The 23,469-nt window shown below is 39.3% G+C and carries 20 protein-coding genes and 5 tRNA genes; 7 read left to right on the plus strand and 18 right to left on the minus strand.

All coding sequences use genetic code 11. The features are described from left to right. Position 1: 1 nt before the first annotated feature. The 6 genes from J5X91_RS14630 (at position 2) to J5X91_RS14655 (ending at position 2,986) form a co-directional block, all read left to right on the plus strand. Positions 2 to 77: transfer RNA gene (locus J5X91_RS14630), tRNA-Val, on the plus strand. A 150-nt stretch (positions 78 to 227) separates the two neighbouring features. Further along, positions 228 to 303, plus strand: a tRNA-Val gene (locus J5X91_RS14635). Between the two features lie 57 nt (positions 304 to 360). Further along, positions 361 to 451, plus strand: a tRNA-OTHER gene (locus tag J5X91_RS14640). 375 nt (positions 452 to 826) lie between these two features. Next, positions 827 to 917: transfer RNA gene (locus J5X91_RS14645), tRNA-OTHER, on the plus strand. 67 nt (positions 918 to 984) lie between these two features. Beyond that, a tRNA-OTHER gene (locus tag J5X91_RS14650) sits at positions 985 to 1,076 on the plus strand. A 269-nt stretch (positions 1,077 to 1,345) separates the two neighbouring features. Further along, positions 1,346 to 2,986, plus strand: a complete 1,641-nt coding sequence (locus tag J5X91_RS14655) for a tetratricopeptide repeat-containing response regulator (protein WP_208835113.1) — start codon at positions 1,346 to 1,348, stop codon at positions 2,984 to 2,986. Between the two features lie 5 nt (positions 2,987 to 2,991). Here the strand turns inward: J5X91_RS14655 and msrB are convergent, their stop codons facing one another. The 17 genes from msrB to J5X91_RS14740 form a co-directional block, all read right to left on the minus strand. Beyond that, a complete protein-coding gene (gene msrB, locus J5X91_RS14660) occupies positions 2,992 to 3,432 on the minus strand; it encodes a peptide-methionine (R)-S-oxide reductase MsrB (RefSeq protein ID WP_086997997.1) in 441 nt (146 codons plus the stop codon). Positions 3,433 to 3,519: 87 nt separating this feature from the next. Continuing rightward, positions 3,520 to 3,960 carry a hypothetical protein gene (locus tag J5X91_RS14665; protein ID WP_011327772.1) on the minus strand — a complete coding sequence of 147 codons (441 nt, stop codon included), beginning with the start codon at positions 3,958 to 3,960 and terminating at the stop codon, positions 3,520 to 3,522. 2 nt (positions 3,961 to 3,962) lie between these two features. Beyond that, a complete protein-coding gene (locus tag J5X91_RS14670) occupies positions 3,963 to 4,478 on the minus strand; it encodes a DUF2919 domain-containing protein (protein ID WP_086997994.1) in 516 nt (171 codons plus the stop codon). Then, positions 4,475 to 4,819: a DUF3392 domain-containing protein gene (locus tag J5X91_RS14675; protein WP_086997991.1), complete on the minus strand. Its 345-nt coding sequence runs from the start codon at positions 4,817 to 4,819 to the stop codon at positions 4,475 to 4,477. The genes J5X91_RS14670 and J5X91_RS14675 overlap by 4 nt, the downstream gene beginning before the upstream one ends. Further along, positions 4,812 to 6,833, minus strand: coding sequence for an NAD-dependent DNA ligase LigA (ligA, locus tag J5X91_RS14680; RefSeq protein ID WP_086998006.1), 2,022 nt, complete (start codon positions 6,831 to 6,833; stop codon positions 4,812 to 4,814). Before ligA ends, J5X91_RS14675 begins: the two co-directional genes overlap by 8 nt. Positions 6,834 to 6,914: 81 nt before the next feature. Next, positions 6,915 to 7,661 carry a cell division protein ZipA gene (zipA, locus tag J5X91_RS14685; protein WP_208835114.1) on the minus strand — a complete coding sequence of 249 codons (747 nt, stop codon included), beginning with the start codon at positions 7,659 to 7,661 and terminating at the stop codon, positions 6,915 to 6,917. Positions 7,662 to 7,729: 68 nt separating this feature from the next. Next, entirely contained in the window at positions 7,730 to 11,143 is a 3,414-nt protein-coding gene (gene smc / locus J5X91_RS14690) for a chromosome segregation protein SMC (RefSeq protein ID WP_208835115.1), read from the minus strand. 53 nt (positions 11,144 to 11,196) lie between these two features. Continuing rightward, a complete protein-coding gene (locus tag J5X91_RS14695) occupies positions 11,197 to 11,928 on the minus strand; it encodes an RNA methyltransferase (protein WP_041454384.1) in 732 nt (243 codons plus the stop codon). A gap of 67 nt (positions 11,929 to 11,995) precedes the next feature. Then, complete coding sequence (locus tag J5X91_RS14700; RefSeq protein WP_208835116.1) at positions 11,996 to 14,047, minus strand: FUSC family protein; 2,052 nt, start codon at positions 14,045 to 14,047, stop codon at positions 11,996 to 11,998. Next, the gene (locus tag J5X91_RS14705; protein ID WP_208835117.1) at positions 14,047 to 14,907 is read right to left on the minus strand and encodes an HlyD family secretion protein; all 861 of its coding nucleotides are present in this window, start codon (positions 14,905 to 14,907) and stop codon (positions 14,047 to 14,049) included. Before J5X91_RS14705 ends, J5X91_RS14700 begins: the two co-directional genes overlap by 1 nt. Further along, on the minus strand, positions 14,907 to 15,116 hold the full coding sequence (locus tag J5X91_RS14710) for a DUF1656 domain-containing protein (RefSeq protein WP_011327763.1): 210 nt from the start codon (positions 15,114 to 15,116) through the stop codon (positions 14,907 to 14,909). Before J5X91_RS14710 ends, J5X91_RS14705 begins: the two co-directional genes overlap by 1 nt. Before the next feature lie 234 nt (positions 15,117 to 15,350). Further along, entirely contained in the window at positions 15,351 to 16,274 is a 924-nt protein-coding gene (gene speB / locus J5X91_RS14715; protein ID WP_011327762.1) for an agmatinase, read from the minus strand. Positions 16,275 to 16,276: 2 nt separating this feature from the next. Further along, complete coding sequence (gene speA, locus J5X91_RS14720) at positions 16,277 to 18,190, minus strand: biosynthetic arginine decarboxylase (protein WP_208835118.1); 1,914 nt, start codon at positions 18,188 to 18,190, stop codon at positions 16,277 to 16,279. Between the two features lie 374 nt (positions 18,191 to 18,564). Then, entirely contained in the window at positions 18,565 to 19,008 is a 444-nt protein-coding gene (locus tag J5X91_RS14725) for a hypothetical protein (RefSeq protein WP_208835119.1), read from the minus strand. A 201-nt stretch (positions 19,009 to 19,209) separates the two neighbouring features. Next, complete coding sequence (locus tag J5X91_RS14730; RefSeq protein WP_208835120.1) at positions 19,210 to 19,380, minus strand: hypothetical protein; 171 nt, start codon at positions 19,378 to 19,380, stop codon at positions 19,210 to 19,212. Between the two features lie 1,339 nt (positions 19,381 to 20,719). Continuing rightward, complete coding sequence (locus J5X91_RS14735; protein WP_157756041.1) at positions 20,720 to 20,893, minus strand: hypothetical protein; 174 nt, start codon at positions 20,891 to 20,893, stop codon at positions 20,720 to 20,722. Then, complete coding sequence (locus tag J5X91_RS14740) at positions 20,881 to 21,180, minus strand: hypothetical protein (RefSeq protein ID WP_208835121.1); 300 nt, start codon at positions 21,178 to 21,180, stop codon at positions 20,881 to 20,883. Before J5X91_RS14740 ends, J5X91_RS14735 begins: the two co-directional genes overlap by 13 nt. Positions 21,181 to 21,460: 280 nt before the next feature. On the opposite strand from J5X91_RS14740, the gene J5X91_RS14745 reads away from it, so the two are divergent. Then, on the plus strand, positions 21,461 to 22,198 hold the full coding sequence (locus J5X91_RS14745) for a sulfite exporter TauE/SafE family protein (protein WP_058372972.1): 738 nt from the start codon (positions 21,461 to 21,463) through the stop codon (positions 22,196 to 22,198). Positions 22,199 to 22,219: 21 nt separating this feature from the next. On the opposite strand, the gene J5X91_RS14750 is transcribed toward J5X91_RS14745, so the two are convergent. Beyond that, positions 22,220 to 23,464 carry an MFS transporter gene (locus tag J5X91_RS14750; RefSeq protein WP_058372971.1) on the minus strand — a complete coding sequence of 415 codons (1,245 nt, stop codon included), beginning with the start codon at positions 23,462 to 23,464 and terminating at the stop codon, positions 22,220 to 22,222. Positions 23,465 to 23,469 lie beyond the last annotated feature (5 nt).

Consider the following 23,469-nt stretch of genomic DNA (forward strand, 5'->3'; position numbering starts at 1 on the left):
TGGGTGATTAGCTCAGTTGGGAGAGCATCGCCCTTACAAGGCGAGGGTCACTGGTTCAAGTCCAGTATCACCCACCACTTTTTATAAGTGTTCACATCTAAATTTCTATATGAGTAATTAGCTCAGTTAGAAAAAGAGAGCATCTCCGCTACTAATAAGCAACGGCGAAGTTCACTGGTTAAAGTCCAGTACTATTTATTTTAATAGTAGCGTTTTAATTTATATGTGGGTGATTAGCTCAGTTGGGAGAGCATCGCCCTTACAAGGCGAGGGTCACTGGTTCAAGTCCAGTATCACCCACCACATATAAACACTTCTTAATATCTCCATCAAATACTTAAATAATATATATGTCCTTTTGGGCAATTAGCTCAGTTGAAAGAAAAAGAGCATCGCCGCCCTTTATAACGAATGGCGAGGGTCACTGGTTCAAGTCCAGTATCACCCACCACATATAAACACTTCTTAGTATCTCGTAATATCTCCATAAAATACTAAAATAATATAAAAGTCCTTTTGGGAAATTAGCTCAGTTGAAAGAAAAAGAGCATCGCCGCCCTTTATAACGAATGGCAAGGGTCGCAGGTATCAAGCTAAGTATCACCCACCACATATAAACACTTCTTAGTATCTCGTAATATCTCCATCAAATACTTAAATAATATATAAATCCTTTTGGGCAATTAGCTCAGTTGAAAGAAAAAGAGCATCGCCGCCCTTTAGAACGAATGGCAAGGGTCGCTGGCATCAAGTCCAGTATCACCCACCACATATAAACATTTCTTAATATCTCCATTAAATACTAAAATAATATAAAAGTCCTTTTGGGTAATTAGCTCAGTTGAAAAAAAAGAGCATCGCCGCCCTTTATAACGAATGGCGAGGGTCGCAGGTATCAAGCTAAGTATTACCCACCACATATAAACACTTCTTAGTATCTCGTAATATCTCCATCAAATACTTAAATAATATATAAATCCTTTTGGGCAATTAGCTCAGTTGAAAGAAAAAGAGCATCGCCGCCCTTTATAACGAATGGCGAGGGTCGCTGGCATCAAGTCCAGTATCACCCACCACATATAAACACTTCTTAATATCTCCATTAAATACTAAAATAATATATATGTCCTTTTGGGCAATTAGCTCAGTTGAAAGAAAAAGAGCATCGCCGCCCTTTATAACGAATGGCAAGGGTCGCAGGTATCAAGCTAAGTATTACCCACCACATATAAGCCTATGAATGCATATTAAGTACTTAATAAAGTTGAGTAATAACCTAAATTCCCTTGTAAGCAGCTAAACTGTTGATTATAGTCTGTGTTACACGTAATCACTGTTAAGCCAAATGCCAACAAAGATCTATTCAACAGCCAAAATACTTATAGTGGAGGAGCAACCGCTCGCCCAAAGCTATATGAAACAATCGCTAGAAAAGCTTGGCTTTGGACAGTTACGATTTGCAGATCATGCTAACTCGGCAAAAGAGCAGTGTATAAACGAGCAATTTGATTTAATTGTATGCTCATTCAATCTAAATAAGCATCAAGATGGTTATCAGCTTTATGAGGAATTGCGAATAAAGCAGTTAATTAAAAGCTCCACTGGGTTTATTTTTATTTCTGCAGAAACAAGTGGCTCGCTTGTACATAGTGTTCTTGAATTACAACCCGATGATTTTTTGGTTAAACCATTTACAGCACAAGAGCTTAAAATACGTATAGAGCGTATTTTAAAACGTAAACGTGATTTACAAACAGTTTACAATTTTATTGATGACGGTAATGATTCCAAAGCACTTAAGTACATAAGTGCAGCATTAAATAAAAACAACAACTACAGCCCTATTTTACTGCGATTAAAAGGTGATGCCCTACTACGCCTTAATCGTAACCAAGAGGCCAAAGACTTTTTTAAGTCGGTACTCGATATCCAAAAATTTGCATGGGCTAAAGTAGGTTTAGTAGAAGCACTGATAGAAAATAATGAACATATTTTAGCCCAGCGCATGCTTAAAACCATGTTAGAGCGCAACGAAACTCGTTTAATCGCGCTTGATTTATTAGGTCGTTTAGAAATAAAACTTAATCAATTTGAGCTCGCACAAGAGTTTTTAAGTCAGGCTGCGGATATTGCTCCTCTTAATATTATGCGTCAAAAGTCTTTGAGTAATGTATCGTTAATTAATCACGATTATGAAAAGAGCTATTTAACCCAAAAAGATATTGCAAGCTATGCAAAATACTCAATTCACGATAGCCCAGATATTTATTTAAATGCGGCGCGTGCCGGTATCGACTTTGCGCTAACCACAGATCAAACGGATCAAATACAACGAATTTCTCGCCAAACTAATCAATATATTAATGATTTAAAAAAGCAGTTTCCTAATAATGTAAACCAGGCGCAAATCGATGTATTAAACGCACGCCTACACTACTTAAAAGATGAACACCAAAAAGCTAAGCGACTAATAGAGCAGCTTGATGAAGATGATACACAAATTCGCTCTGTAGACGGCGCACTCGATAAAGCAAAAGCATTTCACGAACTAGGCTTTCATCAAAAAGCCCAAAATTTATTTGGCCAAATAATTACGCATTGTCAGCGTCATCCAAGTGTAAGCGACACAACCTATTTACGTTATATTCAACAACAGCAAAGCGAGCGTCGTGATATTAAAATGGGGGCTAAAGAGTTAAACAACCATGCTGTGAATCAATTTAATAGAGGGCAATTAAATACGGCGCTAGAAGCGTTTACTCAAGCATTTAGGGTAATGCCTCGTAATCAGAGTATCGCACTTAACTTATTGCAATGTTTGTTTGATTCGACCAAACAACAAGGGGGTGATTCGTTTAATATGGGGCTTGCTAAAAAATGCTACGCCTTACTGAGCAAAGCTAAACTACCTGCAGATCAGGCGCAGCGTTTAAATAAAATTTTGCATAAAGCAAAAGATATGCAGCTAGATATTCAAGCCGACTAAACGCGTTAAAGCTTTTTCATTGACGCGGCATTAACGCAGTATCGCAGGCCAGTCGGTAATGGGCCATCAGGAAACACATGACCTAAGTGCGCATCGCACACATTACATACTGCTTCAATACGCTGCATCCCATGAGTGTTATCACTAATATAGGCAACAGCTTCTATTGTTGCGGGTTTTGTAAACGAAGGCCAACCCGTACCGCTATCAAACTTTTCATCTGCGTCAAACAATAAGTTATCGCAACATATACATACATACTTGCCTGGCTCTAACAATGTGCAGCTACCGGAGCTGTGCGGTCGCTCAGTGCCTTTTTTACGAGTAACGTAATAGGTATCTTCAGATAATAACTCTTGCCACTGAGCGTCGGTTTTAATAACCTTTTTCGGCGGCGTTGGATTGCCATTATTGGCAAAATTAATAACATCATTCCACTTCAACATAACAGCCTCTTTAAATGCTTGGTTAGCTATAATCGTATTTAGCTTTATTGGTTAATTATTACGTTATTACATTTGCTTAAGATCAACTTAATCAAATGTAATACTTCGTCTTTCTGAATTAGTCAGTATCTGCTGTAAAAAAGCATCTAGCTCTACTTTTGACGCAGGTAAACTAATACTAAATTGCGTTTGCTGGTAGCTGTGTACTAGCAGTTCATTATTGCGGGTTGAAAGGTGCTTAATATTTTTAATTGCTAACCACTGCGGGCCAGATTTTTTATCAAAAAATCCCGCTAAGCTAAACAATACTAAATGTTTTGCATCGCGCTTAATAAAATCATTAACTTGGTTTCGTGTTTTAAACAGTGGGGTTAATCGGTAACAACAAGAGCAAAAAACAAATACCCATAAGACAAATAAAAATATAAACCAAGGCTGCTCTGTAAGCTTTGTAGTTAGCATTAGCACACTAAGCGCCACACCTATAAACAGCACCACCACCGCTATTTTTTTATTTATAGCGTCCACTTTTAATCCTTATTAAGGCGTTTTTCTGCTGCGGATTTTTCGGTAGGCTCAGGCCAATCATTAAAAAACACTGTTAAATAACGACTTTTAGCTAAGTACCACAGCACCCATAATACAACCACCATTTGAATCGCTAAAAATAACGAAAAATGATAATAGCTATGAGCTGCTTGAATACTTAACCAAGTTAAGTCTATTACCGCACACAAAATAAGAGGCCAGCGCATATAACGCCAAATCTTAGCTAAGCGTTCACTACTTTTATGAGACTCGCGGGGTCGACGCAAACAAAATAAAATAATTGGTACTATGGCTATAGCGCCAATGGCAATAGCAATAAAAAAATCGTTTTTAGATTTAAAAAATATCGACATCAAATCCAATTCTGGGCGTCGGCTTAACCCTGCCACTATCCAAATAAAGTAAGCTCGTAACAATACCAGCACACTTAAATGAAAGGCGATGGGTGTACGGTAACTGCCGTACTTATCCCAGTACTCTGGGCCATAGCGGCTCATAATTGATTTTTCCTATCGGCAATAGTGCCCAATATAAAAAATGCTGCTAACAAGGTAACACCTAACCACTTAGTGCCAAAAAACAATAACGCCTTAATCAGTAGCGGGCTAAGCCACACAACCACAAAACCAAATCCAAAGGCGGTGATCAATACAAAGCACAGCACTCTTACTATAAAATGACGACGTGCAACCAGCCCTTTGGTTAGCTTTATAATATCGTTTGCATACAAGGATACTAAGCACACCATTATCAGCATAGATAGATTGTATAAATATCCATGTAGCCATTGGCTAGTATTAACTAGAATTGAGTTTAATAAATTTAAAATATTAGCCATTATGCTTCTCAAATAATGTAATTAAATCATCTTCGGTAAGAATATCTACACCGAGCTCTTGTGCCTTAGTTAGTTTAGATCCGGCCTTTTCGCCTGCTACTAACGCATCGGTTTTAGCCGACACACTACCCGACACTTTAGCACCGAGCTGCTGCAAACGTGCTTTGGCGTCATTACGGTTTAATGTGTTTAAGGTACCGGTAAGCACATAAACAAGGCCAGCTAATGGCTGCTCTTGCGCTGAAGGTGGAGTAAGTTCAGGCCAATTAATACCTTGCTCTACCAGCGCATTTACAACATCTAAATTATGCTGTTCGGCAAAAAAGCTACGTACATGGGTTGCTACTATTTCGCCCACATCACTTACTTGAGTTAAACTATCAATGCTGGCATTTATTACGTTTTCAAGGGTTAAGAAATGATTAGCTAAATTTTGTGTGGTTGCCTCACCTGCTTCACGAATACCCAATGAGTATAAAAACTTAGCCAAAGTTGTTGCTTTAGCGTCTTGAAGCGCAGTAACCAAATTTTTAGCCGACTTTGGCCCCATACGCTCAAGCGATTCAAAATGTCCTTGCTTTAAAATAAACAAATCTGCAGGGGTTTTAATCAGCTCTCTGTCGACGAGTTGATCAACAATTTTATCGCCAAGGCCGTCAATATCGAGTGCTTTGCGCGAAGCAAAGTGTTTAATCGCTTGTTTACGTTGCGCCGGGCACACTAAACCACCAGTACAACGCGCTACGGCTTCACCTTCTACTTTTTCTACATGGGAGTCACAAATTGGGCAAGTTACCGGAAACTCAATATCGCGGGCATCATCAGGGCGGCGCTCAAGTACTACTTGCGTTATTTGTGGAATTACGTCCCCTGCACGGCGAATAATTACCGTGTCACCCACTTTTACGCCTAAGCGCGCTATTTCATCGCCATTGTGCAAGGTAGCGTTTGATACAGTAACACCACCAACAAATACCGGCTCTAAGCGTGCAACCGGTGTAATTGCTCCCGTACGCCCCACCTGAAACTCTACATCGAGTAATTTGGTTATTTCTTCTTGGGCCGGAAACTTATAGGCAATAGCCCAACGCGGAGCGCGTGCTACAAAGCCTAAACGCTCTTGTAAGGCTTTTTGATTTATTTTTATTACCACGCCATCTATTTCATATTTAAGCTCGCCACGGCGCGTTAAAATATCAGTATAATAAGCCAGTGCAGCTTGTGGGCCTTCTACTAATTTTGTTTCAGGGCAAAGTGGTAACCCCCAATCAGTCAACTTTTCTAATTGCTGATAATGATCCTCTGCAATGCTACCGTCGGCTACAAGACCTGTGCTGTAGGCATAAAACATCAGTGGGCGTTTAGCCGTAATTTTAGAGTCAAGCTGGCGCAGGCTACCTGCGGCGGCGTTGCGTGGGTTTACAAATACTTTTTCACCACGTTTTTCAGCTTCAATGTTAAACTTTTCAAAGCCTGCATTATCCATAAACACTTCGCCGCGCACTTCTAGTTCAGCAGGATAATCGCTACCTCGTAATTTAAGTGGCACATTACGAATTGTTTTAACGTTTTGAGTTACATTTTCTCCCGTCAACCCATCACCTCGGGTCGCGGCTTGCACTAGTACGCCATCACGATAAATAATCGACACAGCTAAGCCATCTAGTTTTGGCTCACAACAAAAAGTAAGCTCTTCGGTACTCATTAAACGCTCTTTTATACGGCGATTAAAGGCAATAAATTCATCTTCGCTAAAGGCGTTATCAAGCGATAACATAGGCACTTGGTGCGCTACTTGCTCAAATTTACTTAGCGCAGCACCGCCCACTTTTTGGGTTGGTGAGTCGGCAGTTATTAATTCTGGGTGCTGAGTTTCTAGTGCGCTGAGTTGTTGTAATAAACGGTCGTATTCAGCATCAGGAATACTGGGGGTATCAAGTACATAATAATTGTAACTGTGCTGTTCAAGCGTACTACGAAGATGGTTTATTTGCTCACTAATGCTGCTTGCCATTTTGACCTCAAAAAACATAAAAAAAGCCACTTTGACGAGTCAACGCCCAGTGGCTTATAAAAATTTAACCTATTGCGTTAATTACGCAGAAAATGCACGTATCTGTTCAACATATTGACGAACGCGATCTACGGTCATTTCTTCACGCTGCGCATCTAAAATTTGCGCACCAAATTCGTCGCTAAGCTTTTTAGCTGCACTGTGCAGCATATTAAATGCTGCTAAGCCATCACCTTCACACGGTAAGGTCATAAATAAGCTAACGCCTGCGGTACTAAATTGTTCCATATTATCAATATCGAAGGTACCTGGGTTATACATATTTACTAGTCTAAATAATACCGGGCCTTGGCCTGCTGGATCTAAATGACGATTAAAAAAGCCTTCCTCTGAGTATTTAAACCCTAAGGTGTTTACCGCGGGCAATAATTTACTGCCTTGCATGCTCATTCCATCTGGCATTTGAATATGCACAATCACAAAGTCTGAAACCTCTGCAGGCTCTTCGCTTGGCTCAAGGTCATGCTCTGGCTCAATTACACTAAGGTCATCTTCAATTGGCACTTCTGGCACGCTAGTATCTATTTGCGGCTCGTTGGCATCAAAATTTAGTTCACCAAATTGTGGTTCTTCTTGCTCAAAGGCAACGCTCTGTGCGGGCTCTGCACTTGGCGAATGAGAGTGAGCTGTGTGTTGTGGTTCGACCCGCTCGTTAGCAGGTATTTCTGGGTTGTCTTTTTTTCGCACTGACCATAAACCGTGTACTAATAAGCCACCTATGACAAATACACTGATCACGATTAAAACCCATCTTAATTCTTCGGCCATCCCCTCACCTTTTTTATTTTATATGCCTAAACCTGTGTATTAGTTAAAACCTAATACGTTTAATTTAACTATGCGTGTGCAAGTTGCACAGCTTGTTCAATATCTACAGCCACTACGCGCGACACACCTGGCTCAGCCATGGTAACACCTGTTAATCTACCAGCCATTTCCATCGCAATTTTATTATGACTAATATAAATAAACTGCACCGATTGTGACATTTCTTCAACCAAACGGCAAAAACGTACCACGTTGGCATCATCTAGCGGCGCATCTACTTCATCCAGCATACAGAATGGAGCTGGATTGAGCCTGAATATAGAAAACACTAATGATAATGCGCTCAGCGCTTTTTCTCCACCACTTAACAAATGAATTGTTGAATTTTTTTTACCTGGTGGTCGTGCCATTATACTAACACCACTTTCGAGTAAATCGTCACTGGTTAATTCTAAATAAGCACTTCCACCACCAAAAACCTTTGGAAATAGCTTTGCAAAGTCTTGGTTAACTTGATCAAAGGTCGCTTTAAAGCGAGTTTTGGTTTCTATATCAATTTTACGAATAGCCCCTTCTAGGGTACTCAGCGCTTTTGTTAAGTCATCTAATTGATTATCAAGATATTCGCTGCGCGCTTTGGCTTGATCAAACTCATCAATAGCAGCTAAATTTACCGCGCCTAAGCGCTCCAACTGATTAACAATATCTGCGAGTTTATTTTGCGCTGTGCTTATAATGAGTGTTTCTGGTAACTCATCAAGCACCTGCTTTAGGTTTTGCTTTAACTCTTCTAGCGGTTCAAGCGCCAACTGTGCTTTTATTAATAAACTTTGCTCTTCTATGCTTAATTTTTGATGCTGCTCTTGTAGCGCCACCAGCTCACCTTGTGAACTTTTAAGACTAGCTTGTTTCGTGCTTAAGCTCTCTTTTGCTTGGTTTAATTTATTTTGTAATGTGTTTAAGTTTTTCTCGCCTTGCGCATGCTGTTTAAGTAACTGGGCTATTTTTTCAAGTAGTTCTTGCTCGGGTATTAGCAGCTGGGTTAATTGATCGTGTAATTCTTTTGCACCCTGCTCTGCACTTAAATGCGCTTGCTCTGCATGGCTTAGTTTAGCTTGGCTTAATTGCCACTCGCTACGTGACTGTTGCTCTGCAAGCGTTGCTTGATGGGCTTGCGTTTTATATTGCTCAAGCCTAGCTAATACTTGGCTATAATTTGTATCACTGTGGGTGCGCTTGTTATTTGCAGTAGCAAGATCACTGCTTAAACTTAACTGTTGCTGCTTAAGTGTTTCAAACTGCACTGTTTGATCTTTAAGCACCCCTTTTATTTGTGCTAACTGCATAACTAATTGCTGTTGTTGCGTTTGGTACTGTTGCAATTGCTGCTGGTACTGCGCTACTTGCTCTTTTAACATATCGTTGCGCGTACTCGCTACGGCAATATTTTGAGCCAGCTGATGTATGGTTTCTTTAAGTTCACTTTGCTGCGTACTAAGCTCACTTTGCAGTGCTTTTTGCTGCTCAAGCACTTGGGCTGCGAGTTGTAACTCACCCTCTACATTTTTTAGCTGCGCTGTTTTAAGCTGCAATTGCTTGTGCTTTACCAGTAATGAGTTTTCAGCATTTCGATCTGAGCTTATATGCCAGTTCCGACCATGCAAAGCGGCGGTTTCATCCATTACGGCAATATAAAAATCATCCTCTAATGCTTTAAGTTCGCCGCTTTTACTATAAGCAATACGGCTCAATACTTCAGGGTAAACCCCCTGAGTTATAAATGCCGCTAAGCTATTTTTTACATTTGCCTGATTGCTTTTTGTTGATTCGTTATGCCACACACTATTATTTGCCGACTGCTCACTTACATTTAAATGCTCAAGCGATTTAAGTGCTTGTTCAATACAGTGCTCAAACCCGTCTTTAACCTTTAATTGGTTAAATAAGGTGTTGTGGTGCTCGCTCTCATTATCTAGCCCTAATGTACTGCTTAGTCCTGCGATACTGGCTTTTAGCTCGTTAGCTTGCTGGCTAAGTTGCTGATATTGCTGCTCGGCATTGTTTAACTGCGAACTTTGCTCTAAAAGCAGCATTTGGCCTTTACTGTGCGCCGTTTGCTTAGTTGCTAACTCTTGAGTAAGCACTTGCCTTTGTTGTTTTTGAGAAACTAACTGCTGTTCAACATCGCTACTTTTTAGGTGTGTAATTTGCTTATTTAACTGCTCACTTTGTTCATTAACGTGTTTGCTTTGCTGCTGAGTTTGCTCAATATTATTTGCTTGCATCTGCAACTTATTATTAAGTTGCTGCAGTTGCTCGCTAAGCGATTGCCAATCCTCAGTATGTTGCTGCTTTAGCTCTAAAGCACTCTCAAGCTCTTGGCTTAACTCACTTACTTGCTCGTTGCGCATTAAGTTGTTTTCTATTGCCTGCTGCAAAGCGTGTTCTAGTTGTTCGCACACTGTTTGCTGCTGCGTTTTAAGCTCTAAACTATGCGTTTGGCGCTGCTGTAGTTTAATCTGATTTTGTTTAAGCGTTTGAATTTGTTGCTTTATGCTTATTTGTTGTTGCTCAGATCGCGTAAGCTCAGTGTGTATTACATGTTGTTGCTGTTGCGCATCACTTACGCTTTCTTGCGAGGCTTGTACTTGGGTTTCTAAGCTTGCAAGTACGTCGTCGTGACCAGAATGAGCCGTTTTAAAAAACGTAACTTGCTCATTTAATTTATTTATTTGTTGGCTTTTTTCGAGTTGTTGTTGGTGTAGTTTTTGCCATTTTAAAACGGCAATTTGCCCTTTTAACGTTCGCTCTTGCGCTTTTAACTCGCGGTATTTTTTAGCATCAACCGACTGCACCGCTAACTTAGTAAGTTGACTTTGTAACTCTTTGCGTACATCGAGTAAGCGCTCTAAGTTTTCACGGGTGCTTTTTATTCGAGTTTGCGTTTCGCGGCGGCGCTCTTTGTATTTAGATACCCCGGCGGCTTCTTCTAAAAACACCCTAAGCTCTTGCGGTTTACTCTCTATTAAGCGCGAGATCATGCCTTGCTCAATAATGGCGTAACTACGTGGGCCAAGGCCTGTGCCCAAAAATATATCGGTAATATCGCGTTTGCGGCATTTACTGCCATTTAAAAAATACAACGACTGACCATCGCGGGTAACTAAACGCTTTATAGCAATTTGATTACGATCGGCAAAGGTATTAGGAAAGTCGCCTTTGTCGTTATCAAAAGTAAGCTCTACCGAGGCCTGCGAAATAGCTTTACGATTAGTTGAGCCATTAAAAATGACATCGGCCATGGCGTCGCCACGTAAGTTTTTAGCCGAGCTTTCGCCAAGCACCCAGCGCACTGCATCAATAACATTAGACTTGCCACAGCCATTAGGGCCTACAACACAGGTCATTTGATCAGGAAATGGAATTTTAGTTGGCTCTACAAACGATTTAAAGCCTGCCAATTTTATAGTGCTTAAGCGCATCTTTTTGTTATTACCGAATATTATTGGTTATAAACATTCACCTTGCTTTAGTTTTAAGCTTGGCGTTTAAAGTTATCTAAAATAATACCGGTTGCCATAGCCACATTTAGCGACTCAGCCTGACCAAAAGCCGGTATGGTTATTTTATCAGTTACTAATTTGGCACACGCTTCGCGTATACCGTGCGACTCACTGCCCATTAATAACACGCCTGAACCTGTAAATTGGGTGTTGTGCACATTTTCCCCGTCTAAAAAGGCACCATAAATTGGTAATTTTAATGTGGCTAAATGCGCAGGTAAATCGACTTGGCTTACCGACACTCTTACAAACGAGCCCATAGTGGCGCTAATTGTTTTAGGGTTGTATGCATCGGCGCTATCTGTACTGGTTACAATATGTTTAATACCGTACCAATCAGCAACTCTAATAATAGTGCCTAAATTGCCCGGATCAGATACACCATCAAGTGCTAATATTAAGCCACTGGTTTGTAGTTGTGCTGCTTGTGGCATATTTACAATAGCAATGGCGGCATTGTTACTAACCAGCGTACTTGCTTTTGTTAGCAGCTCTTCCTCGGCGCAAATAAAATTAATACCCAGATACTGTGCTTGATAGGTATTTATAAATGCCTCGGTAGCAAATATATCAACCGCCTTTAATGGGCTGTTTAATAACTCAAGTACGTTTTTTTCACCTTGTACAAGGTATTGATTAAATTGCTTGCGGTACTTTTTTTGGCCAAGTTGGCGAATAAGTTTGAGTTGGTTTTTTGAAATCATAACAGCCCCATAAAATGATGCGCACAGTATAGCAGATCTCATACCTACTTCTGAACTCGAAAAATAGCTAAAGTAGTGAGTTTGGGGTCTTAATACTATTGGCGCTGCGCTCAAAGGTTAAGTTAATCCGCATAAACATTCCTTGTATTGCCTCAACCTGCTGCGACTCTCCTAATATACACACTAACTCTTGATATAACGCGTCGCATGCATGTTTAAACCGCTGATCAACTTGACCTTTACTTGCCAGCAAAAATGCATCGGCAAGAGCATGCTGCCACAGTGTAAAATATTTTAGATCTTTACCTGCTACGTTTTCGCACACAGAGCGTAATCGCACTGCTGCGTGGCCTAAATTTAATGCGGTTAATGCCAAGTCAGTAATAGCGCGAGACTGCGAACATTGGTCGTAATGAGTGAGTCGTAATAATCGGTCGGCCATCCGCTGGTTATACCAAACAATAGGCGCACTGTGTTTATTAATATCGAGCAGGTCTTGATGGGTTGCTTTAAAAATTCTATGCACTAATAACTGGGCGCTTGGCCCTGTAATTAAATGAAAAACCCAAAATAAAATAGCTACCCCAGTAAAAATAGCCATTGCCGCACTCAGCGTATAATCAATTGAAAATGCTCGGCTCATATCGGTACTTGGGCTCACCAAAATAGAAAACGGTATACAAAAGCCTAATCCGTAAGGCAGGGTTTCTCTATCGGCAAGTAGTAATAAACCAATAAAGTAAGGGCCAGCTAATACCAATATGAGTATTTCTAATTGCCCACCACTGTAGGCTAATAAGTTAAGTGCATAAAAAATACTGACAAAACTAGCAACCACAACTCCAATCATTATCCGCTTTAACACCACACGCAAAACAATGAGTGGAAAACGCGCTAACATAATTGAAAATATCACCGGTAAAATCATAATCATTATTGCTGCCGGCGATCCTGTGCTTACCCAAATACACGCGCCAATAAAAAACACCATAACGGTGCGAAACCCAACAATTATTGCCGCTAACGGATCACGGTAAGTTACTGTGCTAGGTGCATTTAGCAGCCTTGTATCGCGCTCTTCAAGGGCGCGATAAGCACGCAGCAACACTGTTAACTCTGTGGCTATATCAACACTAACATTGAGCATATGCGATTCAAAGGGCAGCTCACTGCTGTTATTCGCACGATATTCGGTTAACTCTCGGCGCAAGTTTTTTACTTGTTCTATGCAATCATCAACACTGTTTGCTTGCGCTATATTTGCTAAAACCTGTTTGAGCTGAGTAAATAATTGAGTCAGTAGCGGGCTCATCAGTTTTGTATGGCTACGTTGTAAACGGCCAAATATTTGAATTAACGCCAGTAAAGATAATACTTTTTGCGACAGTTGATTTGCTGCACGAGCGCGCCCAGGACCTTTAGGGCCTTCGTAACGCACCGCGCTAGAATCTTCGTTAACTGCGCCTAAGGTTGCCAAAATGCCATCTATTTGCTGGTGTCGTTCTTCGTGCGAGCCTTGTATGTTTAGCTCAGTAACTAGGTAATTAAGGGTTTGGTTTATTAATGACTTTGCCTGAATTTGCAGCCCATTCTTCACTTTTACTGGCCAAAATAAATGGCTCACAATGCCGGCGCAAATTGAGCCAATTATAATTTCGCTCATACGCGATTGGGCAATACTAAATACAGCTTGGCTACTTACGGTGGTAGGGCTTGCTATTACCAGTAACACTATAATTTCGGCGGTAACCGCCGCCATAGCAAACCCATAAATAAAATTTGTTTGCCTAACTAAAGCCGATAACGTTGAGTTAATACCCAACCACAACCCCAGTATGCCCAGTGCTAAGTAAGGGTAAGATATGAGCTGCGTTAATAGTAATATGCCAAACAAGCCGCCTATAACAGTGCCTACTATTTGGCACAGAGCTTTTTCGGCCACTAAGCCACTCTCTGGGCGTATTTGTAAAAACACCGCTGAAACTAAAGCCCAGTAAGGGCGATCTAAATTAAGAAACAAAGCAACTGTAAGCGCCATTGCCATAGCAATTACGCCTTTTAGTGCAAAAATAACAGCCTGCTTTTTAGGTAAAAATAGGTTACGCAGCACAGCCTCCATTAGCGCTCAACAAGTCGAATAGTTGCGGTCATTCCGGCACTAAGCTGAGTATCTGCAGGAAACGCGTCTAATTTAATATCCACCGGTATGCGCTGCGATAAGCGTACCCAGTTAAAGGTTTGCTGAACTTGTGGTAAACGCTGGCCATTACTTTGCGTATTAGTATTAGCAATTGCTTTACCTATACTCATTACCTGACCAGTTAAAGGTTTACCACCACTTAACAAAGCTACATTTGCGTGTTGCTTTAAATGAATAAGAGGGATTTTGGTTTCTTCAAAGTAGCCGGTTACATAAAAAGAGTCTGCTTGTACAATGGCAAATACCGACACGCCTTGAGCAACATAATTGCCTTGGCGTAAATCTAAGTTAATTATGTAACCCGACACAGGTGCAACAACTTGGGTTCTATCAAGGTTTAACTGCGCTACTGCTTGTTCTGTTTTAGCGAGTTCATAGTTTGCTTTTGCTATTTTTGTATTAATTCGCGTTGCTTCTAAACTTTCTTCACTAATTGCTTGTTGGCTGTTTAATGCTATTCGACGCTCGTATTTATGCTTAGCAAGCTCCCAGGTATATAATGCATTTTCGGTACTGGCTTTACTGCGCTCTAGCGCTGCCTGATAACGCTTAGCATCAACACTAAAAAGCAGATCCCCTTGCTTTACACTTTGCCCGTCAATCATGTTTAAATCAGTTACCCAACCAGACACATCTGGCGCTACCGTAACTATATTGGCTCTAATGCGACCATCGCGGGTCCATGGTGTATGCATGTAATCATTCCATACCCAACGCCCTGCAAATACGGCCATAAAAATAACCAGTACAGTAATTAAAATACGTAAATATTTGGCCATTAAATTATTCTTCCACTTAATAAATATACGGTTAATGCTAAGTAACATACAAATAAAGACACCTCAAACCAGGCAACCCGCCAAATGCGATCGTGCCAATCTAAACGGTGCAAAATAAAACGACTCAGCGCTGTTAATAAAAATGCTATGGGAAAATAAACAACCAAAGGACTAAATTCTAGCCCTCCTAAAACAACAGCCTGAAGCATAAAAAAGGTATCCTATTTTAGTTTTTATAAGTGGATAATTAAGCTCAGTATAGACTGAGCCTGACGAGCTTATAATAGAATGATATGTAAATAACCTAAATTCAGGTTAAATAACACCAAATTACTGCATAACGGTATTAAATAAACACGACTAAAAAATTATACTACTTTTATGGGGCGCAAAAAAATAGGGCACGTTTTAAGGGTGCCCTATTCATTAGTATTTTCTTTAGTTTAATACTTATTTTTATATGCCCATAAGTGCAAAAGCTCATGCGCAATGGTTGCTGCAGCAATGGCGGTTACTTCACTTTGATCATACGCTGGCGATACTTCTACTACATCCATACCTACCATATTAATGCCTTTTAAAGCACGTAATATTTTAAGTACTTTGTCTGATGTTAAACCACCACACACAGGAGTGCCTGTACCAGGTGCAAACGCAGGATCAAGGCAATCAATATCAAAGGTTAAATAAACCGGTAAATCACCTACTCGCGCAATTATTTGCGCAGCAATATCGTTTGCCGATAAATCGTTGGCTTGCATGGCATCAATCACTGCAAACCCATGCTTGCTTTGATCAAAGTCGGTGCGAATACCAATTTGAATACTGTGCTCTAAATCAATTAACCCTTCCATTGGTGCATGATAAAACATGGTACCGTGGTCGTAGCGTGAGCCATTACTGTAAGTATCTGTGTGGGCATCAAAGTGCACCAAAGCCATTTTGCCATGTTGTTTTTCATGCGCACGTAGCAATGGTAAAGTCACAAAATGATCGCCACCTAGCCCTAACAAGGTTTTACCTTGGCTTAATATTTTACTCGCGGCTTGTTCAAGCTGCGCCGTAAAATACTCAGCGTCGCCTACCGGATAAGTAAAGTCTCCAGCATCGGCCACTTTTAAATGCTCAAATAATGGAAACGTCCATGGATACTTAGTGCCTTCCCACGCTAAATGCACCGATGCACGACGAATCGCGTCTGGGCCTAAACGTGCACCTGGGCGGCCCGAGGTCGCCATATCAAATGGTAAACCAAGCACTACTACATCAGCGTCAATCGCGGTAATATTTTGCACCATAGGACAACGTAAAAAGGTCATCCCATTGGAATACAATGAGTGATCTGGATGATCAAACAAAGTCGACATACTTATAGCTCTTCTAAATAAGTGTAGCCATCAAGGCCATTTTGCAATTCGTCTAAAACGCTTTGCTGTTCGTGTTCTGCAATTTTGCTACTTACCAACTGCTGATACGACTGCTGAAAACTCTCAACGTCTAAATGCACGTAACGCATCATATCGGCTACTGTATCGCCTTGGTTTATTTCGGTAATGCTGGCTACGCCGTGCTCATCCATATTCACCATAGCGCTGTGCGTATCGCCAAATAAATTATGCATATCACCTAATATTTCTTGATAAGCACCCACCAAGAAAAACCCCATTAAATATGGTTTATCTGCACTAAACTCAGGTACTGGTAGTGTACTTTCAATGCCTTGACCATCAACATAATGATTAAGTGCACCGTCAGAATCACAAGTAATATCCAGTAATACTGCACGTTTTTTTGGCGCTTCGGTTAAGCCACTTAATGGCAACACCGGAAACACCTGATCAATTCCCCACGCATCTGGCAGTGATTGAAACAACGAGAAATTTACAAAAAACTTATCGGCTAAACGTGCATTAAGCTCGTCAATTATTGGCCGATGAAAGCGGTTTTTGTTGTCCATGTGCTTATTAAGCTCATAACACACGCGTAAATTTGTTTGCTCAGCCCACGCACGCTGGGTTAAGTTTAGTAACCCCATTGCAAACTGATTATGTGCTTCGGCTAAATCGCCTTGGCTATCGTGATAAATCTCAATTAATGCACGGTCATCAGTTAATACATGCAATTGCTGCCACGACATCCACATATTTTTAAGTAACTGCGGGGCATCATCAGCCGGTGCTTCAATTTCTTCAGGTGTATAACTTTCAGTACCAATCACATTTGAAATAAGCACAGCATGGTGCGCGGTTAATGCCCGCCCCGACTCCGAAATAATAGTTGGAAACGGCTGTTCATACTGCTTACAAATGTCGCCTATGGTGTACACAATATTGTTAGCGTATTCAGCTAAGCTATAGTTCATTGAGTTATGTGACTGGCTACGAGTACCATCGTAGTCAACAGCTAAACCACCGCCCACATCAAGACACTCAATTTTTGCACCTAGTTTACGTAACTCGCAGTAAAAACGTGCTGCTTCGCTTACACCTAAACGTACATCACGAATATTCGCCATTTGCGAACCTAAGTGAAAATGCACCAACTGGACTAAATCAAGTTGATCCGATTCTTTCAAACGATTAACCACATGCAAAACTTGTGATGCCGATAAACCAAATTTTGATTTTTCGCCGCCACTTGCTTGCCATTTACCTTTACCTTGCGATGCCAAGCGCACGCGAATACCAATGCGTGGCTTTACATTTAATTCTTTAGTTTGGCTAAGAACCATGTCGAGTTCAGAGAGCTTTTCAAGCACTATGTATACTTTATGGCCTAGCTTTTCGCCTATTAGCGCTAAGCGTACATATTCTTTGTCTTTGTAACCGTTACATACAATCACCGCACTGGTTTTTTCAGCCAATGCAAGTACGGTTAATAACTCTGGTTTGCTACCTGCTTCTAAACCTAGTTGTTTTTTTTCTAGTTGTGCTTGGCTGGCAACAATTTCTTCAACCACTTCACGCTGTTGGTTTACTTTAATTGGGTAAACTAATAAATAATCTTTAGGGTAGCCGTAATCTGCAATCGCGGTATTAAATGCAGCACATAAGCTGTGCACACGATGATGTAATATTTGCGGAAAACGTACTAATGCAGGCAAACTTAAGCCTTTATCTTCTAGTTGCTTAGCAATGTCCGTCAGTGCAATAGTTTGCTCTGGCGCATCGGCTTTAGGGGCAACATATACATCACCTTGTTCATTAATACCAAAAAAACCTTGGCTCCAATGACGAACATTGTAGCTCGTACGAGCTTGTTCTAGTGATGTTGTTTCTTTCATTTATCTTTCTCTTTTATTTAGAAATGCCGAACTGGCTAATTGCGCGCATTAAAAGAAAAATAGCGGTTTAAGTCCAACAAGAATTTTTACTCGTAACGAGTAAATTTTAATGTTAAAAATTAGAAACAAAGTAACGCTAAAGAGCATAGCGCCTCAGAGGCAGGTAACATAAAGGAAGAATCTAAATTGCGCTTAATATACGGCTTTTATTACAACTTTTGTTATTAAGGATTGCAGATATATAGCGTAAAATTAGTTGCTAAATTGCGGCTTGAAAAGCCAATATTAGCGATATTAAAATAAAAACAGGGTACAAGCTAAAGTCGGATAAACGCAGCGCCACCCGACAAATTATAGCTTATTTAATAACTCACCTAGTCCAATACTTTTATCTGATCGAGTGATGTTATATTTATATGCGTTTGAAAATAGTACTTTCCTGTTTTTTTACCCATAGCGTAAAAATCAATTATCATACGTTTAGCCTCGCCCGTAACTTCAACAGTTTTATTAATAAAATATAAATCGGGCGAAGTTCCATACTTTTTTATAAAAGCATTTACTGTTCTAGGGTGAATAGCGACACTCACATTTCTTCTATCTCTATAATCCAATTCTGTATTTAAATAGATACCACTGTTTTGAATGCCCGCCGCCTTTATTGATAACTTAAATACGCCTTTTATTCCTGCAGGAGCGGCTTCTTCGGTAAGGGCAATTAAATTCATAGTGCTGGTTATATCCGAGTCAGATATAACTTTAGGTGTTGATGTACACCCACTAAGAATTAAAATAGAAATTAAAACAAAATACTTCATCTATACAACTTCCTTGTTAATCAAATTTGTGAGGCTAGCGTACTTTTACTTAAGCCTAATATTAATAATAAATGAGTTACTATAATACGCTATAAGCAACTTTATTAGTTTAAAAATATATTATGCGCCCTTAAATAAAACGTAGTATTTATTAGTCGCTTTTACCTAAACAAACACATGGCGCAAAAATAATGCCGCTAATTAGTCTTTTTTATCTATCGTTATTTCAAGCGTTTTGCTATTCCCAGCAAACCACTTCTGAACATACAAAGATCCAACAATAGGGGCAACGCCTTCACCTGGGACTTCTTTGTAACGAACACTGTTTTTTGTTTCTTTTTCGTATTCAAAAGTTACTACTTTTTTCGACATAAAATACTCCTTATACTCATATTTATACCTAGGATAATAATTTAATAGTTTTAACAAATAACTTAAAGTATTGCTACGTAATCATTTTTAAATAATCTAAAAATATTTTTCCGCTATAATTACGTATTACATTCAAGGCCGTCATACTCTTTAAAAGTGTTGGTTAATATTTCCGCCCCCTTACAAGCCAAACGCGTAGAATATAAACCAATTTAAAACAATACCTTAACTAAATTAATACTTTAAATGAGTACTGCTTTCAGTTTAAAAATAATGGTTATTTAACCCATAAATTTAATCTTTAATTAAAGCATCTAAGAGAGCTTGAAGTTATTATTTAAGCTGCTATATTGGAGCTATGAAAACATATATTTTTTTATTTAATTATATTATTTGTTTGGGGAGCTTCGCCCTAAAATTCCCCGCTTAAGCGGACGCTTCTCTGCGTCCATCTGTTTCACAGAATTTACTATTAATTTTTAATTTAACTTTTAATTTAGGCCATTCTCGGCAAGCTTTCTATCGCCTAGATTAAAGTGAGATTTAAATATTACTGTGTTTTTATTATCAATATTATTTATGCGCTATTGTTTAGCGTGTGGCAAATTTGGTTATTAAATACAGTAAAAGCATAAAGTTTCTTCGTTTAGTTTTAAGCAATGTAAACGAAGATCAGTAATTATTTAATCTTATTAAAGGAGGTGAATAGCCGATTGATATTGTTTCTTTAATTTTTAGTTTACTAAAAGCAGAAGTAATTAATTTGTTATTTATTAATAGGTGATGATATGTCTAAAAATGATATGAAAAAACCACAGTTATCGTTAAAAGAAAAACGTAAGTTAAAACAAGAATCGAATACAACAGAAGTAGCAAAGCCAAGGAAAAAGAGAAAGGCCTAAGTTACTTTAAGTAACGCTAACTTTTAATGTTATTAGCTATGCCTTTAATTAGGCAAATAAAGTGAGCTGCGGTGGTTATTTACGATGAAGCCGAACGTGGATCAGCCGGCTTATCGGTAAAAGGAAACTAACCCCGCTTCACTTTTAATGCGAATAATTTATAAGTAACTAACGTTTATTTTCGACAAAGTCTGGAGGTAACTTACCTTGATTGTTGATAGGGTTTTAGTTTGTGAAAAAAGCATTTTAAATTAATCTATTATTTATTGTTTAGGTGGTGAATATGTCTAAAAATGATAAGAAAAAACCCGCTTTATCGTTAAAAGAAAAACGTAAACTGAAAGAATCAAATACTGTTGAAGTTGCAAAACCAAGAAAGAGAAAATCTAAGTAATAACAAAAAAGAGCGCCAATAATATTGGCGCCTTTTTTATGCATCAGCAAAAATCGAATCGATAGCTAATCAACAACTCATCAGCAGCTTCAAATATTTGCTCGGCTTCATCGACCCACATACTGTACTCTACGTAAAAGCTCCCCGCTTTATGATTATATATTGCATCAAGCATCACTTGGCTGGTGTCTACGGTTAAACCACTTACAGAGTCCATGCTACATTGACATAAGTGGCTTGTAGTTGAATATTGTAAATTTTATAGCCTGAATATATTTCCCACATTTTTTCTTTAACTATTTCACCGCTGGGTTTTAGTCCTTGGTAAAAACGCATATCGCTAGAGCTTTGTAAGCGAGCTGCCAAGCTTAGATGGTCGCGATTATAAGCTACCTGTACTGCATCTACTTTATTCTCGCCTACCATGGCAGTTAAATCGTAACGTGAAGCTGATACGGTAATATCGCCAATAATGTATTTAGCGGCTAAGTTATTTAAATGCATACATATCGCTTTCTTACTTGGTAATAACGATATTTACCGTTGGTTGTTAAATATTTATTATTTTATGCAGGGTGATCATAAGAAGACTTACTCTGGGTGTGAAATCAGTTAACTTAAGTGTCTGAATATAAAGGGAACTTAAATAAATTGAATTATATGGGTATAACTAATAACAACTTCAGCCACTAGTAATTATTATTAAAAGATAAAAACTCCTAATTAGACTCGACATTAAATATTTAAGATAATTCATCCACTTATGCCTCCTTGCTATGTGATTATGCTCACCGACCCTTTAATTTTAATCCTTGTTTTAACCCTTATTGCTGGTGCTGCTGCACTGCAAAGTTTACTTGGTTTTGGCTTAGGGGTTATTGCTGCGCCAATTTTAGTATTGATTGATCCTGCTTTTATACCCGCCCCTATTTTGCTTTTAGGATTAGGCTTATCGCTATTAAGTGTACTAAATAATAAAAAGAACATACAGATTAGTTGTATTAGCATTGCTTTATGCGGGCGTTTTATGGGGTCGTTATTAGCTGTGGCACTATTGTTACTATTACCGCCGTTGTTTTTCACCATATTATTTTCAATATTAATTATACTGTGCGTGCTATTAACCTACAGTCATTGGCAAATTAGTTACTCAGCAAAAAATTTATTTATCGGTGGTTTTTTCTCTGGTCTCGCGGGAACTTCTACTTCGATTGGCGGGCCGCCTATCGCTATTGTGTATCAAAATAGTAATGCGAGTTCGGTACGTGCCGAGCTAAGTATATTCTTTTTAATATCAACTATTTTATCATTATTTTTATTAATAGTGACGGGTAACTTTAGTTATTATCAACTTCAGCTTGCATTGCCGTTATTACCCGCAGTGCTATTTGGATTTTTACTGTCTCGACGATTAGAAAAGTACTTTAAAGCTCACTATCTTAAACCCGCTATTGCGCTACTTTCTTTAAGCGCCTGCGCGCTAATTTTATTTCAAGTTAGTCACGATTTGTTTAACTCATAAAATTAGCGGCGCAGACTTAAGCTAGTTACTTTCGGGCTCTTGCTCTGTACGCGGGTCAAATTCTATTGCCGGAGAAATTGCAGGACTTTGCATTACAAACACTTCTTGTTCGTCGATTGGCAGTGCTGGGCGCTTAATCATACGATAAACCACAAAAACTGCGAGAAAAAGCTGTACCAATGCCATAAAGTAAAACATTGCATTGACCCCAAATTCTTTCATCATAACTGACGTTGTATAAGGTCCAATGATCCCACCTAAGGCAAATGCCAAAATCATACTGCCCATGGCGGCCGCCATTTCACTTTTTTTCAAGCGATCAAACGCTTCCGAAATACTTAGCGGATAGGTACACGCAATAATGCCACTAGTTAGTGCGGTAACAATAAATAATGCCGGGATCATATTTAATGATACAAACTGTACTACTGCAATATCGGCCAATACCGAAATACACAATAAAATAAGTAGTACTGAGCGTCGGTCGTATCGATCTGAAAAATAACCCACTGGGAATTGCAATAAAAACGCACCAAAAATTGCTGCGCCCATATACAAAGAAAGCTGAAACTCAATAATATTGTATTGCAGTGCAAACACTGGCAGTAGATTAAAAATGGCGGAGTAAATCAAGCCAGAAATAAAACAAGTCACTACCCCTAATGGCGAAATGCGATACAAAGCCAGTAAGGGCATAGCGGTTACGTCTTGAATAGTCGGCCCGGTATGGCGGCTAAATATTAACGGGATAACGGATGCACATAGTAATATTCCTACCAACACAAATAATGTAGATTGTTGAGGCTCTGCTAAGCCCATAAAAAACTGCCCACCAAATAAGCCGCACAAAACAACCGAATTATACACTGCAAGCATTTTACCTCGGGTTTGTTTAGTTGAGCTATCGCTTAACCAACTTTCCATAGCAGTAAATGCGCAAGCATTACAAAAACCAATAATAACGCGCATAACTGCCAGCAAAATAATACTGGGATAAATACTATACATAAGTACACTAATAGCTCCCAGTGCCACACATCCAGCAAACATGCGAATGTGCCCCACTCGGCGAATCAAATTAATACTATAAAGAGCCCCTATTAATAAGCCTACAAAGTACAACGACAAAACCATGCCTATAGTATCTATATCTACGCCATCAAGCCCCATACGTACTGGAAGTAACACATTGAGTAAGCCATTACCTAATAATAAAATAAAACAGCTAAAAAATAACGCTAGTAATGAAATATAAGTTGCTCGCATACCTT

It is taken from the genome of Pseudoalteromonas sp. K222D, from assembly GCF_017653575.1.
Classification (GTDB): domain Bacteria; phylum Pseudomonadota; class Gammaproteobacteria; order Enterobacterales; family Alteromonadaceae; genus Pseudoalteromonas; species Pseudoalteromonas nigrifaciens.

Bases quoted from the DNA above. Each gene is read 5' to 3' on its own strand.
- J5X91_RS14655 (WP_208835113.1), top strand. From the start codon at position 1,346: ATGCCAACAAAGATCTATTCAACAGCCAAAATACTTATAGTGGAGGAG.
- msrB (WP_086997997.1), bottom strand. From the start codon at position 3,432: ATGTTGAAGTGGAATGATGTTATTAATTTTGCCAATAATGGCAATCCA.
- J5X91_RS14670 (WP_086997994.1), bottom strand. From the start codon at position 4,478: ATGAGCCGCTATGGCCCAGAGTACTGGGATAAGTACGGCAGTTACCGT.
- J5X91_RS14675 (WP_086997991.1), bottom strand. From the start codon at position 4,819: ATGGCTAATATTTTAAATTTATTAAACTCAATTCTAGTTAATACTAGC.
- ligA (WP_086998006.1), bottom strand. From the start codon at position 6,833: ATGGCAAGCAGCATTAGTGAGCAAATAAACCATCTTCGTAGTACGCTT.
- zipA (WP_208835114.1), bottom strand. From the start codon at position 7,661: ATGGCCGAAGAATTAAGATGGGTTTTAATCGTGATCAGTGTATTTGTC.
- smc (WP_208835115.1), bottom strand. From the start codon at position 11,143: ATGCGCTTAAGCACTATAAAATTGGCAGGCTTTAAATCGTTTGTAGAG.
- J5X91_RS14695 (WP_041454384.1), bottom strand. From the start codon at position 11,928: ATGATTTCAAAAAACCAACTCAAACTTATTCGCCAACTTGGCCAAAAA.
- J5X91_RS14700 (WP_208835116.1), bottom strand. From the start codon at position 14,047: ATGGAGGCTGTGCTGCGTAACCTATTTTTACCTAAAAAGCAGGCTGTT.
- J5X91_RS14705 (WP_208835117.1), bottom strand. From the start codon at position 14,907: ATGGCCAAATATTTACGTATTTTAATTACTGTACTGGTTATTTTTATG.
- J5X91_RS14710 (WP_011327763.1), bottom strand. From the start codon at position 15,116: ATGCTTCAGGCTGTTGTTTTAGGAGGGCTAGAATTTAGTCCTTTGGTT.
- speB (WP_011327762.1), bottom strand. From the start codon at position 16,274: ATGTCGACTTTGTTTGATCATCCAGATCACTCATTGTATTCCAATGGG.
- speA (WP_208835118.1), bottom strand. From the start codon at position 18,190: ATGAAAGAAACAACATCACTAGAACAAGCTCGTACGAGCTACAATGTT.
- J5X91_RS14725 (WP_208835119.1), bottom strand. From the start codon at position 19,008: ATGAAGTATTTTGTTTTAATTTCTATTTTAATTCTTAGTGGGTGTACA.
- J5X91_RS14730 (WP_208835120.1), bottom strand. From the start codon at position 19,380: ATGTCGAAAAAAGTAGTAACTTTTGAATACGAAAAAGAAACAAAAAAC.
- J5X91_RS14735 (WP_157756041.1), bottom strand. From the start codon at position 20,893: ATGGACTCTGTAAGTGGTTTAACCGTAGACACCAGCCAAGTGATGCTT.
- J5X91_RS14740 (WP_208835121.1), bottom strand. From the start codon at position 21,180: ATGCATTTAAATAACTTAGCCGCTAAATACATTATTGGCGATATTACC.
- J5X91_RS14745 (WP_058372972.1), top strand. From the start codon at position 21,461: ATGCTCACCGACCCTTTAATTTTAATCCTTGTTTTAACCCTTATTGCT.
- J5X91_RS14750 (WP_058372971.1), bottom strand. From the start codon at position 23,464: ATGCGAGCAACTTATATTTCATTACTAGCGTTATTTTTTAGCTGTTTT.